Below are 17,024 nucleotides of genomic sequence, written 5' to 3' on the forward strand. Positions count from 1 at the left end.
CTTCTAGCTCCTTTTTAATGGCTGATCCACACGAAATCAGCGATTAACGCGATCACAGCAAGTATGCCATAAATGACAAATACAACTGTCTTTGCCTTGTTTCTTTTGGCAAACATTTCGTGTTTATTTACGCCATCAATGCTTACCCATTTGACATATAAGCGGTACATGCCAACGCTAGCGTGAACGACCATGAAAACAAGTAGTGCGAAGTAGAAAATTTCTAGTTTGTGAAAAGCAGCAGCTGATTTGTCAGCAGTGATGTGTCCGCCAAAGATGATGTCGATGAGGTGGGCGCTTGCTGCAAAAAATAGAGCAAAGCCTGTTAAAAACTGGAACCACCAAAGTGTGGTATCAAGGTGCTTCATGCGGTCTTTGTGGCCTCTAAACATTAAGTATTGTCTGTAATTTGCAGGAAATTTTCTCATTGCCAAGAAGGCGTGAGTTACAAAAACTACAAAGATAACAGCAGCTATAACATTTGTGATCCACCAAGTAGCCTCGCCAAATAAAAATTTAGCCTCTGCAAATCCTACGACAGCGTTAAATGCGTCTTTGCCAAGTAGTATAGTAGAAGTAAAAACCATATGGCACAATATGAAACAGGCTAGAATAAATCCTGTAATACTTTGCCATCTATCCCAAGCGGCTGGAGTGCGGCTTTTTTTGCCGTCCGACCGTTTCCCCAAAAAACCCTCTATAAGCCCGGTCATGAGCCCTCCTAAGAAATTTGAAATAAGTTATCATTTCTTAATACTAATTTAAACATTAGCATTAATTGATAAAGCTAATGCTATCAGAACTTTACTTTAATAAATTTTAAATATTGACATTAAATTTTCGTAAATCTCTTATAGAGTTTAATATAGACAAAAATTCCGAACCCACACATAATAAGTGATAAAATTTGCCCCATTGATAGACCAAAAATAATAAATCCAAGTCCAGAATCAGGCTCTCTGTAAAATTCACAAATAAATCTTGCAAATGTGTATAAAATGGCGTAAAGTGCTATGAGCTCGCCATTAAATTTCTTATATTTTCTATATAAAAATAAAATGACAAAAATAACTAAACCTTCTAAGAATGCTTCATAAAGCTGGCTTGGATGTCTTGGCTGACCAAAGACATTTATCGCCCAAGGCACGTTTGTAACCCTGCCAAAAAGCTCTTGATTTAAGAAATTTCCTATCCTACCAAAGGTGTAGCCAAAGGGTATGCAGATGGCGCAAAGATCAAGTAGCTGCCATGCGTTTTGCTTATATCTTTTGCAAAATAAAATTGTCGCTAGCAAAAAGCCAACCACAGCGCCGTGATAGCTCATGCCGCGAATTCCTATAAACTCGCCGTTGTGGATTGGATTAAAAATTTGCCAAGGCTGCGTTAGATAATATCCCGCTTCGCCAGAATAAACTAAAACCCAGCCAAGTCTAGCGCCCAAAATAACGCCTATCTCTACCCAAAAAAAGTAGTTGTCTAAAAGCTGATTTGAGATAGGGATATCATCTTTTTTAACGAGATACTTTGCCATGGCAAGCGCCAAAACAAGGGCTAAAATATACATAAGCCCATACCAGTGCACGCTAAAGCCAAAGAGGCTAAAAGCGACTGGGTTGAAGTGGTTATAAATGTCGTTCCAAATTTCCATTTTTTACTTTCTTTTTAAATTTATGCGATTTTACAATTAATAAATAAACAGCGCTTTGCTGCCAAGTGGCAAGGCTAGAAATTTAAACTCGCTTGCTTCAAATTCTTTGCAAAATTTAAATAGCTCAGCAAACTCGGCTTCGTTTAAATTTACGCTCCAAATCGCTCCAAGGTCATTAAATTCTCTTTCAAACTCGCTTAAATTTTTAGTGGCAAAATAGTGCTCAAAGCGACTCATCAACGAAAATGGCGTAAAAAATTTAACCTCATCTTTTATCTCAAATTTCATTACGCCACCATCTTTTATCGCCTCATTTATCGCTTCATTCACAGCCCCTGAGTAGGCTCTGACAAGCCCTCCAGTGCCAAGCTTTATCCCGCCAAAGTAACGAACTATCAAGACACCAACATTTATAAGCCCCGCCCCTCTTAGCGCATTTAGGCTTGGCTGGCCGCTAGTGCCCTTTGGCTCGCCATCATCACTTTGATTTTCAACGATTTGTCCGTATTTGTTTAGCTCCCTTGTCGCCCAAACTACATGAACAGCCTTAAAATGCTCCTCTTTTAGGTGTTCGTGAAAGCTTTTAAACGAGCTTATCGGGCACAAAAACGCTAAGAAATTTGACTTTTTTATATCAAGCTGGGCTTTAAAAATCCTATCAATCGTCTGCAAATTTGCTCTTTTTTTAAAATTTTAAAAATCTTATCAATTTGCTAATTAAAGCCTTGTAAATTCAGACAAATTTATATTATTAAGGAAAAGATAGTAGAATTTTGCAATTTTTTACGAAGGACTAAAATGATACAAACTTGCCTATTTCCAGCGGCTGGATATGGAACGAGGTTTTTACCAGCTACAAAATCGCTCCCAAAAGAGATGCTACCGATCCTTACAAAACCGCTCATTCACTACGGCGTTGATGAGGCGCTTGAGGCTGGCATGGACAATATGGCCTTTGTCACAGGACGCGGAAAAAGGGCGCTTGAGGACTATTTTGACATCAGCTACGAGCTAGAAAAAGAGATCGCAGGCAGCTCAAAAGAGTCGCTACTTAGCGAAGTTAGAAATTTAATGAGCTCATGCACATTTTCATTTACTAGGCAAAATGCCATGAAAGGGCTTGGACACGCCATTTATACGGGCAAAACTCTAGTTCGCGATGAAGCTTTTGGGGTCATTTTGGCAGATGATCTATGTATAAATGAAAATGGCGAGGGCGTGCTTTCGCAAATGGTTAAAATTTATGAGAAATACCGCTGCAGCGTCGTAGCTGTGATGGAGGTGCCAAAAGAGCAGACTAAGTCTTATGGCGTCGTAAGCGGTAGGTTTATAGAAGATGATCTAATAATGGTTGATGATATGGTTGAAAAGCCTGATCCTGCTGAGGCTCCGACAAATTTAGCAATAATTGGTCGCTACATCTTAACGCCAGATATTTTTAACATCTTAGAGCGAACAAAACCAGGTAAAAACGGCGAAATCCAGATCACAGACGCGCTAAAAACGCAGGCGAAAGATGGCATGGTGCTAGCTTATAAATTTAAGGGCAAGAGGTTTGACTGCGGTAGCATCGATGGCTTTGTCGAGGCTACAAATTTCTTTTACGAGCGCAGTAAATGATAGAGACTTCATTTAAATTTAACTTTGCAAGCAGCGATGTCATCGACTCATACGCCAAACGCATAAACGACGAGTACGAAAGCGGCGAGATAGGCTACTACCACCTGCCAGCCCTTGGGCAAAATTTGCTTGGCGAGATCGAGGAGTATGAAAAGGGGCTAGCTCATATCAAAAATGTAGTACTTGTTGGCATTGGTGGCAGCAGTCTTGGCGTAAAGGCGCTAAAATCGATGCTTGAAGGCACAAAGGGGATAAAAAGAGAGCTTTTATTTTTAGATAACGTCGATCCTTGCAGCTACAAAAGTACGCTTGATGGGCTAAAATTTGATGAGACACTTTTTATAATAAGCTCAAAATCAGGCAACACGATCGAGACGATCACTATTTTTAAGTGCTTGCTTGATGACTTTAAGCCTCAAAATTTAGGTAAAAATTTCCTCATCATAACTGATCCTGGGACAAATTTAGAAAATTTCGCCAAAGAAAATGGCATCAAATTTTTTAACATTCCAAAAAATGTTGGCGGGAGATTTAGCGTGCTAAGTGCGATCGGCCTTGTGCCTCTTGGTATCTGTGGCTACGATATAAAGGCACTTTTAGAAGGGGCACTTGCTTGCAAAAAGCAATACATCGAGCAAAAAGATAGCTCCATAGTCGCTAAAGCCTACCACTACGCCACTAGCAGAAATGCCAGCATAAATGTCATTTTTAGCTATTGCGATAGATTTTTTGAATTTAACGACTGGTACGTGCAGCTTTGGGCGGAGAGCCTTGGTAAAAAAAGAGGCTATAAAAGGGTCGGCCTTACGCCAGTTGGACTTGTTGGCAGCCGCGATCAGCACAGCTTTTTGCAGCTTATCATGGACGGCGTAAAAGATAAGAGCGTGACATTTATAAAGATAAAAGATCACGCAAGCGACAAGACTATCCCGAGCTTTGGCCTAAAAGGGCTTGAAGAGTGCGATTTTGTGGCGGGTCTAAGCCTAAATGAGCTTATAAATTTGCAGTGCGACGCGACGGCAATGGCGCTGGTGCAAGAGGGCATAAGTGTCGATACGATCACGCTTGAGAGACTTGATGAGTTTCATGCTGGCTGGCTCATTTTTTACTATGAGCTACTAACCTCGGCCACTGGTATCATGCTAGGCATCAACACATACGATCAACCAGGCGTTGAGATAGGAAAACGCATCTTAAAAACTATGCTTTTAAAGTAGAAAATGAAGAATTTTCTACTTTTAGCTCTTTTTGCCACGCAAATTTTTGCTTTTTCGGCGAGTAAATTTGTAAATGACGCTAGGTCGCAGATCGGCGTGACGCTAAGTTATGATCCAAGCTATGAAAGGCTTGCTTACCCAATGGGCGACGTGGATATCAAAAAGGGCGTTTGCACCGACGTTGTGGTAAGGGCGCTACGTCATCAGGATATGGATCTGCAAAGGCTTATTTTTGAAGATATGAGTAGAAATTTCGCAAGCTATCCTAAAAAATGGGGACTTAAAAAGGCTGATAAAAACATCGATCACAGGCGTGTTTTAAACATCGCTACCTATCTAAAAAGAAAAGGTTTTGAGGTGAGTGATGATAAATTTTTGCCAGGCGATATCGTCACATGGATGCTACCAGGAAATTTACCTCACATCGGTGTGATCTCAGATAAATTTTATGCCAAAACGCCGCTTGTCATCCACAATATCGGCTCTGACGTGCAAGAAGAAAACATACTTTATAGCTACAAGATCACTGGGCATTTTAGGCTAAAGTAGCAAAATGGCTTTTTAATCAAATTTTAGGCAAAATCGCAAAAAAATAAATTCAAGGAAAAATAATGTTAGAAGTTAGGGGACTTACTCAAAGATTTGCAAGCAGTTTGCTATTTGAGGATGTAAATTTAAAGCTAAATCGCCACAACAGATACGGGCTTATCGGTGCAAATGGCGCTGGCAAATCGACATTTTTAAAAATTTTAAGCGGAGCTATCGAGCCAACTAGCGGCGAGATCATCATAGAAAATGGACTAAAGGTTGGCGTGCTTGGGCAAGATCAGTTTGCGTTTGAAAATTTCACGTTAAAAGATGCGGTGCTTTATGGCAACAAGCGCCTATACGACGCTGTCAAAGAGAAAGAAAAGCTCTATATGAGCGAGGAATTTACAGATGAGATAAATGAGCGCTTAAGCGAGCTTGAGATGATAAGCGCTGAGGAAGACCCAAGTTACGAGTATGAGACTAGGATAGAAAAAATCCTAAGCTCGCTTGGGCTAAATGAATTTGATAAGCTGATGAGCGAGGTTGAAAACTCAGATAAAGTTAAAGTTTTGCTAGCTCAGGTGCTATTTCCAAAGCCAGACATCTTGTTTTTAGACGAGCCAACAAACAACCTTGATATAGACGCGATCGCATGGCTAGAAAATGAGCTAAACCGCCACGAGGGCACGCTTGTGGTTATCAGCCACGACAGGCACTTTTTAAATAGAGTTTGCACAAACATTTTGGATGTGGATTTTAAGAAAATTCGCGAGTTTTCAGGCAACTACGATGATTGGTATATGGCTGCAAATTTGATCGCAAAGCAGCATGAGATGGAGCGTGACAAGAAGCTAAAAGAGAAAGAGGAGCTGGAGAAATTTATCGCGAGATTTTCAGCAAATGCGAGCAAGGCAAAGCAGGCGACTTCACGTGCAAAGCAGCTTGAAAAATTAGATATCGCTGAGATCGCAGTCTCAAGCAGGCGTGATCCAAGCATACTATTTCGTGCAAACCGCGAGATAGGCAATGAACTAATAGAGCTTAAAAATGTAAGTAAGAAATTTGATGATAAAGTGATATTTGAAAACTTTAACTTTAAGCTTGAAAAGGGCGACAAACTAGCTATCATCGGCCACAACGGCGTTGGTAAAAGCACGCTTTGTAAGATCATAATGGGTGAGATAAAGCCTGACGCGGGAGAAGTGCATATAGGCGCGACCATCGAGCTGGGATATTTTGCGCAAGATACGGTAAATAAGATAGATGGCGAGCTAAAGCTTTATGAGTACTTACAAGATGCCAAAAACAAGGACATCGACGAGATCAGAAAGTGCCTTGGCAGGATGCTCTTTAGTGGTGCTGAGCAAGAAAAGGCAGTAGGTGCGCTAAGCGGTGGTGAAAAACACCGAGTAAGACTGGCTCAGCTTATGCTTCATAGACCAAATTTACTTGTCATGGACGAGCCAAACAACCACCTCGACCTTGAGGCTATCATCGCACTTGGTGAGGCGTTTTACAGCTTTAATGGCTCGGTCATCTGCGTGAGCCACGACAGGGAGCTGATAGATGCCTTTGCAAATAGAATTTTGCACCTAAAAGGCAATGGCGAAGTCGTTGATTTTAAAGGCACATACGAAGAGTATAGAGCAAATTTAGGCCTTGAAGGCTAAATGCTACTTTGCCTCTAGGAAATTTCTAGAGGCAGTTTAAATTTATCCCCTTAATTTTATCATTCATAGCAAGTTTGTAAATTTAGATAGAACCGCAAATTTTAAATTTATATCATATAAATGTGTCACGAAGTAATATTAGAATTAAAGTTTAACTTAATTTTTTTATTTTTGTGTTGTTCAAACTTTAAATTTACATTAATTATTTGTTAAATTTTCTCAAAAATAGCTTTTAAACTTAAAGTGTAGGACAAATCTGAGTTAATTTGACCCTTTTTATATAATAAAAAAGTGATATTATTAGTAATATAACAATTTAGACAAGTAAATTCCTAAAAATTAGCTTAAATATGAAATATAATTTTGCTTCAAATGTCGTCCTATCAACCAAAAATCTTAAAACTTAAAAAAAATAAGTAGTCATTAATATTTAAAATCTCAAATACCTATATAATTTCACTCGGTAACAAATTTTTACTAAGGAGAAGCTGTTATGGCAACCAGAAGAGAACATGATTTTATTGGCGAGTTGGAAATTTCTGACAATTTTTACTATGGTATCCAAACATTTAGGGCTACTGAAAACTTCCACATGAGCGGTAGAACATTAAAAGAGTATCCATACTTTGTAAAGGCATTTGCACAGATCAAAAAAGCTGCTGCGCTTGCAAATAAAGAGGTTGGCGTTTTAGATCCAAAGATAGCTGATGCTTTGGCAAAAGCTGCTGATAGAGTAATAGCTGGTGAGTTTTTAGATCAATTTGTCGTTGATATGGTTCAAGGTGGCGCAGGAACTAGTACAAATATGAACTCAAACGAGGTTATCACAAACATCGCACTTGAGAGTCTTGGTCACAAAAAAGGCGAGTATCAATACATCCATCCAAATGACCACACAAACCTTGGACAAAGCACAAATGATACTTATCCAAGCTCTATTAAAGTAGCAACTTATGCAAAACTTACTGACTTGCTTGCTGCTATGAATTTACTAAAAGATGAGCTTGAGAAAAAAGCAAAAGAATTTAAAGATATCATCAAAATGGGTAGAACAGAGCTTGAAGATGCCGTCCCTACAACACTTGGCAACACTTTTAACGCATTCGCAAGCTATATCAAAAGTGACATCGAAAAGATCACAGCTGCTCGTGAGTCAATGACACATCTAAACATGGGCGCAACTGCGATAGGCACAGGCATCAACTGCCACCCAGAGTATAAAAATGTAGTTGTTAAAAAACTAAAAGAGATCACTGGAGTTGATTTTAAAAAGGCTGATGATTTTATTGCTGCTACGCAAGATACTGCAGACTTTGTTCATGTAAGTGGTGCGCTTAAAACTGCAGCTGTTAGACTTTCAAAAATTGCAAATGACTTAAGACTAATGAACTCAGGCCCAAGATGCGGTCTAGGTGAGATAAATTTACCTCAAATGCAACCAGGCAGCTCAATCATGCCAGGTAAGGTAAATCCAGTTATCGCTGAGGTTGTAGGTGAAGCGTGCTATGAGGTTATCGGCAACGACGTAACTATCATGCTTTGCTCTGAAAGAGGCGAATTTGAGCTAAATGCATTTGAGCCAGGTATCGCTTATGCGCTATTTAACTCTATATTTATCCTTGAAAATGCTATGAAAACACTAGCTGAAAAAGCTATCAAAAAACTTACAGCAAACCCTGAGGCTTGCTTAAAATCAGTTCTTGGCTCAGTTGGTATCGTAACAGCATTTAACCCATATATCGGTTACGAAAAATCAGCAAGCATCGCTAAAGAAGCTCTTCAAACAGGTAAAGCAGTTGGCGATATCTGCCTAGAGAGAGGCTATCTAAGCAAAGAGGAGATCGATAAGATTTTAGAGCCTAAAAATATGCTAAATCCGAGCATGGTTAAGTAAAAATTTAAGCAAAGTATTATTAAAAGCGTGCCAGAATTCTGACACGCTTAAGTGGTGATTTTAGTAATAAAATTTAATAAAGGAGTTTTCGATGGATATAATGCTGATCTTACAGATTATAGTCCTATTTGGCGGCATCTATCTTGGTGTCAAACTAGGTGGTATGGGCGTTGGCTACGCAGGTGGTCTAGGCGTTGTGATACTCGCTTTACTTGGTATGAAAGTCGATATGAAAGACATCCCTATGGATGTTATCTTGATCATCGCTTCAGTTATCTCAGCGATCACAGCTTTGCAAGTTGCGGGCGGACTTGATTATTTAGTTCAAGTAGCAACAAAAATTTTACGCAAGAATCCAAAACAGATCAACTTTCTTGCTCCGATAGTTACTTACTTTTTAACTATCCTTGCAGGTACTGGACACACTGCGTTTTCTATGATCCCTGTTATCGTTGAGGTTGCAAAAACTCAAAACATCAAACCTTCAGCTCCACTTGCGCTTTCGGTTGTCTCTTCTCAAGTAGCGATCACTGCAAGCCCTATCTCAGCTGCGTTTGTTGCTATGAGCGGTCTATGCGAGAAGCTAGGTGTTAGCTATCCAGTGTTGCTATTTATTTGTATATCAACTACATTTGTTGCGATGATTATCACTGCGTTTATTATCAATAAATTTTACGATCTTGACCTTTCAAAAGATCCTATCTATCAAGATAGACTTGCAAAAGGTTTGGTTGCAGAGGTTAAGGATGTCGAGTATCACGAGCCAAAACCATACGCAAAAAGATCAGTTGCGATCTTTGCAGTTGGTGTTTTGATCGTAGTTTGCTATGCGCTATGCATCTCAAAGAGCTTAAATTTAGTAGAAAAACCTATCCTTTCAAGAGATGCAGCTATCATTAGCTTTATGCTAACTATCGGCTTTACGATAGCAGTAGCTTGCAAAGTTGAGACAGGCAAACTTCTATCAACTAGCACTTTCCAAAGCGGTATGAATGCGTGCATCTGCGTTGTTGGTATCGCATGGCTTGGTACAACATTTGTTAATGGACACCTTGACGCTATCAAAGAGGTTGCAAAAGACTTCGTTACTCAGTATCCATTTATCCTAGCGGTTGCGCTTTATTTCTTAAGCTGCTTGCTATACTCACAAGCTGCTACAACAAAGGTTATGATGCCTGCTGTTGCTGCTGCTCTTGGTATGACTAGCCCTGAAAATTCAGGTCAAATTTGGATCCTTGTAGCTTCATTTGCTGCAGTTTCTGGTCTATTTGTATTGCCAACATATCCTACAACACTAGGTGCGATAGCGATGGACGATACAGGAACTACAAGAGTTGGTAAATTTGTATTTAACCACTCATTCTTCATCCCAGGAACTATAATGGTTGCATTATCAGTTATCCTTGGATTTATAGTAGCTCCAGTTCTTATATAAAACTTAAGCCGAGATCTCTCTCGGCTTTTTATTCTTCTTTAAATTTTCAATTTTTTATATCAAATTCTTAAATAATATCTCTTTTTAAATTTTAAATTTTTCACTTTTATAAATCACGCAAAAATCGCGCTAAAATTTAATCCATCTTAATTTATCATTTTTAAAATTTGCTCTATTTTGATATTTGATCTCACATATCATAAAAAATAAAAACTAAAAAAAATTATTAAATAAAATTTAATTTTAGTTTTAACTTTAAATAATAAAATAACAAAAAGTAAAATTTCTTTTAAAGGGAGAAAGATGAGCTTAAATAGAAGAGAATTTTTAAAATTCAGTGCAGGAGTTAGCGCAGCTGCATCATCTCTATCAGGTGGTGCTTTGCAAGGTGCTACAAATGGAGGCGAAAAGCACGTTCATAGCTTTTGTGAGATGTGCTCTTCAAGGTGTCCTATCGAAGCAAAAGTCGTTGATGGCAAAGTTCGCTTTTTAAGTGGCAATCCAAAAGCTGGCGGTACGGCAACCTCTCTTTGTGCAAGAGGCGGCTCAGGACTTAGCCAGCTCTATGATGAAAATAGGATAAAAAAGCCGTTAATCAGAGCTGGCGAGCGAGGCGAAAATAAATGGCGCGAGGTTAGCTGGGACGAGGCACTTGACTATGTCGCTTCAAAGATGCTTGAGATCAAGCAAAAGTATGGCCCTGAAAGCTTTGTATTTACCTGTAAAAGCTCGCAAACACACAAGCTAATGGTAAATTTTGCCTCAGCTTATGGCTCGCCAAACTGCTTTTCGCACTTTTCATGCTGTCCGATCACCTACCAAATGGTCTGCGAGCAGATGTATGGCATCGCTAAGCTAAAAAGAGACTTTGCAAATGCAAAATACGTTGTAAATTTTGGTCACAACCTCTTTGAGGGCATCGTCATAGCTGATGCCAAAAAGCTTGCTAAATTTGCAGCTAGCAAGGATACAAAGCTACTTGTGCTTGAGCCAAGATTTAGCGTTGTAGCTGCAAAGGCCGATGAGTGGCTACCAGTTAAACCTGGCACTGATCTAGCATTTGTGCTAGCACTCATCAATACTTGGATACAAAATGGCACTTATGATAAAGAATTTATTGAGAAATTTACAACTGGCTTTGATGAGATCGTAAAGAGTGTCGAGGGCAAAACACCTGAGTGGCAAGAGAGCATCACAGGCATAAAAGCAAGTGATGTTAGACGCATCGCTGATGAAATTTACAAAGCTGCTCCAAGAGTTATCATCGACTTTGGTCACAAGACAACTACCACAAGAGCTGAATACATGAGGACAAAAGCCATCATGGTGGCAAATGCTATGATGGGCAACTGGGAGGTTAAGGGCGGCCTTTTTGGTGGCAAAAATGCAAAAACCTTTAACAAACTAGTTGGCGAGGATAAATTCCCAGTCCTTAAAAACCCAGATGATAAATTTAAAGTGCCAAAAGTCACTAGACTGGACTTTGCTGGCGAGGCTGGAGCGCATAAATTTGTAAGCAGAAAACATGGCGTTTTGATGGATATAGATAACGCTATCTTAAACGAGAAGCCATACGCCATAAAAGGCTGGTTTAACATCCGCTTTAACCACCTTATAAACGTGGCTGAGACGATGAAGAGCATAGAGGCGATGAAGAAGCTTGAGCTCATCGTAGTAAGCGATGTCTATCTAAACGATATGGCGACCTTTGCTGATGTCATCTTGCCTGAGAGCAGCTATCTTGAGCGCGACGAGGGCATAGAGGATAAGTCAGGTCTAAAACCAGCTTATATGATAAGAAATAAAGTCGTTGATCCAGTTGGCGACACGAAGGACGGGGCGTTTATCTTTAGAGAGCTAGCACGCCGCATGAAGATAGATGAGCTTTACACTTGGAACGACATACGTGAGTTTAGGATGCAACAAGCTGGTGGAGATGTAAATTTACTTGCAGCACTAGAAAAAGATGGCTTTATCACGTGGGATGAGCCAGGAATTTTGTTTAGAGAAAAAGGCATGATCGATAAATTTATCGCTAAATATCCAGTCGCATCTAAATTTGTAGGTGAAAATGGCCTAATGGACGATATGGCTAAGCTTAAAACAAAAAGCGGCAAGATAGAGCTATTTTTACCTGATGTCGAGGCGCAGTTTGCAGGATATGGCGCGCTAAATGACAAAGATATGGACACATTTGACGGACACGAGCTTTGCCTAACTTGTGGTAAAACGCCTATTCATACAAACGGCCACACTCAAGCAGTGCCATTTTTAAATGACCTTATGAGCGATAGCCCTATCTGGATCAATCCAAACACCGCTAAAAAGCAAAATTTACGTGACGGCGACATGGTTTTGGTCAAAAATAAATTTGGCGAGCAAAAGGGCAAGCTTATGGTGACTGAGGGCATTAGAGAAGATACGCTCTTTATCTATCACGGCTTTGGACACATCACGCCAGGCCTTAAGAGTATAGATCACGTGGGGCTTAACACAAGCGTGCTTCTTGATCCAGCTGAGGGTCCAGTGGCTGCGACTATGGTTACAAATGTTGGCGTTAGCATAAGTAAAGCGTAAGGATAGAAAATGAAAAAATATATGATGATACATGATGAAAATTTATGCATCGGCTGTCAAGGCTGCTCGGTAGCTTGCAGAAGTGCAAACAACGTGCCAAGGGGACTTTACCGCTTTCAGGTGCATGCAAAGATGAGTGGGACATTTCCAAATTTAAAGACTGACTTTTTACGTCAAAGCTGCGTTATGTGCGAAGATGCACCTTGTGTTGAGGTTTGCCCAACTGGAGCTAGCTTTAAAACGGCTGATGGCGTGACACTGCTTGATCACAGAATTTGCGTTAGTTGTAAATACTGCATCCTAGCCTGTCCATACGACGCTCGCTATGTCTTGCCAGATGGCGAGATAGGCAAATGCACATTTTGCTATGAGAGCAGGCTAGAAGAGGGCAAAGACCCAGCTTGTGTTAGTGTCTGCCCTACAAATGCCCTAACTTTTGGCGACGTAAATGATGAAAACTCTAAAATTTCAAAGAAACTAAAAGAGAGCAAATACTACTTGCCAAAAGCGGAGTTAAACACAAAACCTTCACTTGCGATGATCGCAAATACAAAAGGAGCACACCATGAATAACATGTCAGGAAGCCTAGCTCAATACACAGAAATTTACTGGGGCTGGCCGATAGCTTTTTATCTATTTTTAGCAGGACTTAGTGCAGGTGCTAGCATCGTTGCTGTGCTTATCTCAAATAAATTTGGCAAGGATAACTACTACTTTAAAGCAGCCGCTCTTATCGCTCCAGTGGCGATCATCCTTGGACTTGCTCTTTTGGTGATTGATCTTGGCAAGCCGCTTAGCTTTTACTGGATACTTTTGCTTTATAACTTTGACTCAGTTATGTCAATAGGCGTTGCGCTGCTTCTAGTTTATACTCCACTAAGCGTTGTATACGCAGTTGCCGCGTTTAAAAATGAGATCGCTGCACTTAAAATTTCTCTTTTTGACGCGGTTGCAAATTTAGCTGAGAAGCTTTCAGGCCTGCTTGGAATTTTACTTTTCATCCTTGGCATCGGCGTTGGCGCATATACGGGCTTTTTGCTAAGTGCAGCTCACAAGATTGCACTTTGGAACACGCCAGTTTTGCCACTATTATTCTTAGTTTCTGGCTTAAGCTGTGCTGGTGCTTTTACACTGCTTCTTGGCGTGCTAAAAGATGAAAAGAGAGAGCAAAATCAAACTGCACACTTTTTATTAAAATTTGACTTTTTAGCGATAATAGTCGAGTTTTTGCCAATAGTTGTTCTTTTCATGGTCGTAAAAGGTGCAAGCGCAAGTGGTGCGGAGAGCGTAGCAAATGCACTTAGTGCAAATTCTCTTGGCTTGATGTTTTATATCGGCGTCATAGGTCTTGGTATGGCTGTGCCTATCATCTTGGACTTAAGCGTTTTAAAGGTACATGATTTCAAACGCGAATTTGCCGTGCTTAACGCTATTTTAGTCATTTGTGGTGTCTTTTTGCTAAGATATTACATAGTCTATGCAGGACAAATTTTTATTTAATACTTAAAAAAGAATTTTAATTTGAAATTTACCTATTAAGTATTACAATAGATAAAAATCTTATTAAAGTTTGTTTTTAGGAGAGCGTTTTGAAGATTTTGCTTTTAGAAGATGATTTGGGGTTTCAAGAGAGCGTCTGTGAGTTTTTGCAGACGCTTGGTTATGAAGTTACAGCGGTGAGCGACGGTCAAGAGGCTTGCGATCTGATAGAAAAAAATTTCTATCACCTTTTTATACTTGACATAAAAGTGCCTGGAGTAAATGGTCACGAAGTCATCAAGTATATAAGAAGTCTAAATCCAAACGCTCCTATCATGATAACGACATCTTTAGTTGATATTGATGATATGGCGATTGGCTACGAACTTGGCTGTAATGAGTATCTAAAAAAGCCATTTGAGCTAGCTGAGCTTAAATTTAGAGTTGCTGAGCTTATGCGAAAATACTATGGCACTGACGATAAAAACATAGTTAAGATAAATGACGAGTTTAGCTTTAACCTAAACAAGCGTGTGCTACTTAAAGATGGCAAGATGGTCGATCTTAGCGCAAAAGAGGTCGCTTTGGTCGAGTGCCTGGTCTCGCATTTAAATTCTTACGTCAGCATAGAAGAGCTTAGAGATCTTGTCTGGAATGACAAAGATATCGAGGGCGCTGATATAAGAATGCACGTTTTAAAGATAAGAAACAAGACAACAAACGACTTTATCATCTCAAAGAGGCGCATAGGCTACAAGATAGATGCACAAGAGCTTTAAGATCCAGATCATAGCGACATTTGTCATAATGTCACTTTTTTGCTTTCAAAGCTTTGTGATCTTAAATTTAAGCCAGAAAAACAGCAGCTCAAAAGCCCTTTTTGGTGCTATGAAGCATGAAACCATCATCAAAAATTCATTTCTAAAAAACGAAAATATAGCTAGCTCATTAAAGTATAAATTTGCGATTTACGACGTAAATTTTAAACCAGTCATATCAACCCTTAGCAAAGAGCCAAGCAGCTTTAAATTTGTAACCCTAGAAGAGGGCGGATATCTCTTTTACAAGAGCTTTTTTATAAAAGATAAGACCCCTTATTATATAGTCGTTGAAAAGGAACTTGACAACAAAAAGAACATCTTTTTAACAGCCATCATGCTGCTTGTCATCCTTGTGGCGGTGCTTTTTATCGTCTATTTTTTATATCTAAGCAGTGTTAAGCCTTACAAAGAGTTTCAAAAGTATATGAATAACTTCTTTAACGACGCCATGCACGAGCTAAAGACACCCCTTGGCGTGGCTGGCATGAACCTTGAGATGCTGGGGCTTGAAAACAAGTATATAACCCGCATCAAAAACGCCCTAAAACAGATGCAGATAACTTACGAAGATGTTGAGTACTTCATAAAGCGAGGCTACATTAAATTTCCACTTGAGAGGCTAAATTTAGGCGAGTATGTTAAAGAGCGAGTGAAATTTCTCTCAAGCGTGGCTGATGTCAAGCACATAGTAGTAAAGACAAATTTAGCAAGCGAGGCATTTACTATGCTAAGCAAGGTCGAAGCTCAGCGCATCATCGATAACACCATAACAAACGCCATAAAATACAGCCCAAAAGAGAGCGAGATAATTGTAAATTTAGAGATTGAAGCAGATCGCATAAATCTTAGCGTGCAGGACTTTGGCAAGGGGATAAAGGACGTCAAAAGGGTCTGGAAAAGGTACGTGAGAGAGGATGAAATTCAAGGCGGTTTTGGTCTTGGGCTAAATATCGTCAGTGAAATTTGTCAAAAACATGAAATTTTATACGGCGTTGATAGCGTTTATGGCGAGGGCAGCACCTTTTACTACAAATTTAAACGAGCTTAGATTAAGCATAAAAGCGTAAAATGAAGCCTTAAATTTAGAAGGAAAAACTTTGGATAGAATCGTTGAAATCGAAAAAGTAAGCTTTGAAAACGACTTTGAAGTCTCGCTAAGACCTAGCAAATTTGAAGACTACATCGGTCAAGAAAAGATAAAACAAAATTTAGACGTCTTTATAAAAGCAGCCAAAAAGCGAAATGAGTGCCTAGATCACGTGCTATTTTACGGCCCTCCAGGACTTGGCAAAACCACCCTTGCTCACATCATCGCAAATGAAATGGGCGTAAGTATCAAAATGACCGCAGCGCCGATGATAGAAAAGAGTGGCGATCTAGCCGCGATCCTTACAAATTTACAAGAGGGCGACGTGCTTTTTATCGATGAGATCCACCGCTTAAGTCCAGCTATCGAAGAGGTGCTTTATCCTGCGATGGAGGACTTTAGGCTAGACATCATCATAGGCTCAGGGCCTGCAGCTCAGACTATCAAGATAGACTTGCCAAAATTTACGCTTATTGGCGCAACAACACGTGCTGGCATGATCTCAGCGCCTTTAAGGGACCGCTTTGGGATGGATTTTAGGCTGCAGTTTTATACAAGCAGCGAGCTAAGCCGTATCGTGCAGATCGCCTCGGCCAAGCTTGGCAAAGAGTGCGACAAAAACGCCTCTTTAGAGATCGCCAAACGCTCACGTGCCACGCCAAGGATTGCTCTTAGACTGCTAAAGCGAATTCGCGACTTTGCTGAGGTAAATGACGAGCAAATCATCAGCCACGATCGTGCAAAAGAGGGGCTTAATGCGCTTGGTGTAAATTCGCTTGGATTTGACGAGATGGATATTAGGTATTTAGAAATTTTGATGCAAGCAAGGCGCCGTCCTATGGGGCTTAGCACGATCGCTGCGGCACTTAGCGAGGACGAGGGCACGGTTGAGGACGTCATCGAGCCATACCTGCTTGCAAATGGCTTTATCGAGCGCACCGCAAAGGGCAGGATCGCAAGTGCGAAGTGCTTTGAGACCTTTAACGTCAAGATCGACATCGAAAAAGGACTTTTTGAGTAGAGAAATTTAAATTTGGAGCAAAA

The 17,024-nt window shown here is 40.0% G+C and carries 15 protein-coding genes; 12 read left to right on the forward strand and 3 right to left on the reverse strand.

What is annotated here, in order from left to right; all coding sequences use genetic code 11:
• Positions 1-14 precede the first annotated feature (14 nt).
• The 3 genes from CVS91_RS09085 to CVS91_RS09095 form a co-directional block, all read right to left on the reverse strand.
• Complete coding sequence (locus CVS91_RS09085) at positions 15-713, reverse strand: fumarate reductase cytochrome b subunit (protein WP_035160410.1); 699 nt, start codon at positions 711-713, stop codon at positions 15-17.
• A gap of 119 nt (positions 714-832) precedes the next feature.
• Positions 833-1,648, reverse strand: a complete 816-nt coding sequence (gene lgt / locus CVS91_RS09090) for a prolipoprotein diacylglyceryl transferase (protein ID WP_107831686.1) — start codon at positions 1,646-1,648, stop codon at positions 833-835.
• Positions 1,649-1,684: 36 nt separating this feature from the next.
• Entirely contained in the window at positions 1,685-2,320 is a 636-nt protein-coding gene (locus CVS91_RS09095) for an IMPACT family protein (RefSeq protein WP_107831688.1), read from the reverse strand.
• A 126-nt stretch (positions 2,321-2,446) separates the two neighbouring features.
• On the opposite strand from CVS91_RS09095, the gene galU reads away from it, so the two are divergent.
• From galU to ruvB, 12 genes are all read left to right on the forward strand, one after another.
• Complete coding sequence (gene galU / locus CVS91_RS09100; RefSeq protein WP_009294249.1) at positions 2,447-3,268, forward strand: UTP--glucose-1-phosphate uridylyltransferase GalU; 822 nt, start codon at positions 2,447-2,449, stop codon at positions 3,266-3,268.
• On the forward strand, positions 3,265-4,485 hold the full coding sequence (locus tag CVS91_RS09105) for a glucose-6-phosphate isomerase (protein ID WP_107831690.1): 1,221 nt from the start codon (positions 3,265-3,267) through the stop codon (positions 4,483-4,485). Before galU ends, CVS91_RS09105 begins: the two co-directional genes overlap by 4 nt.
• 3 nt (positions 4,486-4,488) lie before the next feature.
• The gene (locus tag CVS91_RS09110) at positions 4,489-5,034 is read left to right on the forward strand and encodes a DUF1287 domain-containing protein (protein WP_107831692.1); all 546 of its coding nucleotides are present in this window, start codon (positions 4,489-4,491) and stop codon (positions 5,032-5,034) included.
• Positions 5,035-5,096: 62 nt separating this feature from the next.
• Positions 5,097-6,686, forward strand: coding sequence for an ABC-F family ATP-binding cassette domain-containing protein (locus CVS91_RS09115; protein ID WP_107831694.1), 1,590 nt, complete (start codon positions 5,097-5,099; stop codon positions 6,684-6,686).
• Between the two features lie 493 nt (positions 6,687-7,179).
• Positions 7,180-8,580 (forward strand): aspartate ammonia-lyase, encoded by a 1,401-nt coding sequence (locus CVS91_RS09120; RefSeq protein ID WP_012140135.1) that lies wholly within the window; start codon positions 7,180-7,182, stop codon positions 8,578-8,580.
• Between the two features lie 91 nt (positions 8,581-8,671).
• Entirely contained in the window at positions 8,672-10,015 is a 1,344-nt protein-coding gene (locus CVS91_RS09125; RefSeq protein WP_021090082.1) for an anaerobic C4-dicarboxylate transporter, read from the forward strand.
• Positions 10,016-10,318: 303 nt separating this feature from the next.
• Positions 10,319-12,592, forward strand: a complete 2,274-nt coding sequence (gene phsA, locus CVS91_RS09130) for a thiosulfate reductase PhsA (RefSeq protein ID WP_107831696.1) — start codon at positions 10,319-10,321, stop codon at positions 12,590-12,592.
• Between the two features lie 9 nt (positions 12,593-12,601).
• Positions 12,602-13,165, forward strand: a complete 564-nt coding sequence (locus tag CVS91_RS09135) for a 4Fe-4S dicluster domain-containing protein (RefSeq protein WP_004317626.1) — start codon at positions 12,602-12,604, stop codon at positions 13,163-13,165.
• Positions 13,158-14,093 (forward strand): NrfD/PsrC family molybdoenzyme membrane anchor subunit, encoded by a 936-nt coding sequence (nrfD, locus tag CVS91_RS09140; protein WP_107831698.1) that lies wholly within the window; start codon positions 13,158-13,160, stop codon positions 14,091-14,093. Before CVS91_RS09135 ends, nrfD begins: the two co-directional genes overlap by 8 nt.
• Before the next feature lie 89 nt (positions 14,094-14,182).
• Positions 14,183-14,851: a response regulator transcription factor gene (locus tag CVS91_RS09145; RefSeq protein ID WP_103614048.1), complete on the forward strand. Its 669-nt coding sequence runs from the start codon at positions 14,183-14,185 to the stop codon at positions 14,849-14,851.
• Complete coding sequence (locus tag CVS91_RS09150) at positions 14,835-15,941, forward strand: sensor histidine kinase (RefSeq protein WP_107831700.1); 1,107 nt, start codon at positions 14,835-14,837, stop codon at positions 15,939-15,941. The genes CVS91_RS09145 and CVS91_RS09150 overlap by 17 nt, the downstream gene beginning before the upstream one ends.
• A 49-nt stretch (positions 15,942-15,990) precedes the next feature.
• Positions 15,991-17,001 (forward strand): Holliday junction branch migration DNA helicase RuvB, encoded by a 1,011-nt coding sequence (ruvB, locus tag CVS91_RS09155; RefSeq protein ID WP_103612349.1) that lies wholly within the window; start codon positions 15,991-15,993, stop codon positions 16,999-17,001.
• Positions 17,002-17,024 lie beyond the last annotated feature (23 nt).

It is taken from the genome of Campylobacter concisus, from assembly GCF_003048985.1.
Taxonomy (GTDB): Bacteria; Campylobacterota; Campylobacteria; order Campylobacterales; family Campylobacteraceae; genus Campylobacter_A; species Campylobacter_A concisus_AY.

Bases quoted from the DNA above. Each gene is read 5' to 3' on its own strand.
- CVS91_RS09085 (WP_035160410.1), bottom strand. From the start codon at position 713: ATGACCGGGCTTATAGAGGGTTTTTTGGGGAAACGGTCGGACGGCAAA.
- lgt (WP_107831686.1), bottom strand. From the start codon at position 1,648: ATGGAAATTTGGAACGACATTTATAACCACTTCAACCCAGTCGCTTTT.
- galU (WP_009294249.1), top strand. From the start codon at position 2,447: ATGATACAAACTTGCCTATTTCCAGCGGCTGGATATGGAACGAGGTTT.
- CVS91_RS09105 (WP_107831690.1), top strand. From the start codon at position 3,265: ATGATAGAGACTTCATTTAAATTTAACTTTGCAAGCAGCGATGTCATC.
- CVS91_RS09110 (WP_107831692.1), top strand. From the start codon at position 4,489: ATGAAGAATTTTCTACTTTTAGCTCTTTTTGCCACGCAAATTTTTGCT.
- CVS91_RS09115 (WP_107831694.1), top strand. From the start codon at position 5,097: ATGTTAGAAGTTAGGGGACTTACTCAAAGATTTGCAAGCAGTTTGCTA.
- CVS91_RS09120 (WP_012140135.1), top strand. From the start codon at position 7,180: ATGGCAACCAGAAGAGAACATGATTTTATTGGCGAGTTGGAAATTTCT.
- CVS91_RS09125 (WP_021090082.1), top strand. From the start codon at position 8,672: ATGGATATAATGCTGATCTTACAGATTATAGTCCTATTTGGCGGCATC.
- phsA (WP_107831696.1), top strand. From the start codon at position 10,319: ATGAGCTTAAATAGAAGAGAATTTTTAAAATTCAGTGCAGGAGTTAGC.
- CVS91_RS09135 (WP_004317626.1), top strand. From the start codon at position 12,602: ATGAAAAAATATATGATGATACATGATGAAAATTTATGCATCGGCTGT.
- nrfD (WP_107831698.1), top strand. From the start codon at position 13,158: ATGAATAACATGTCAGGAAGCCTAGCTCAATACACAGAAATTTACTGG.
- CVS91_RS09150 (WP_107831700.1), top strand. From the start codon at position 14,835: ATGCACAAGAGCTTTAAGATCCAGATCATAGCGACATTTGTCATAATG.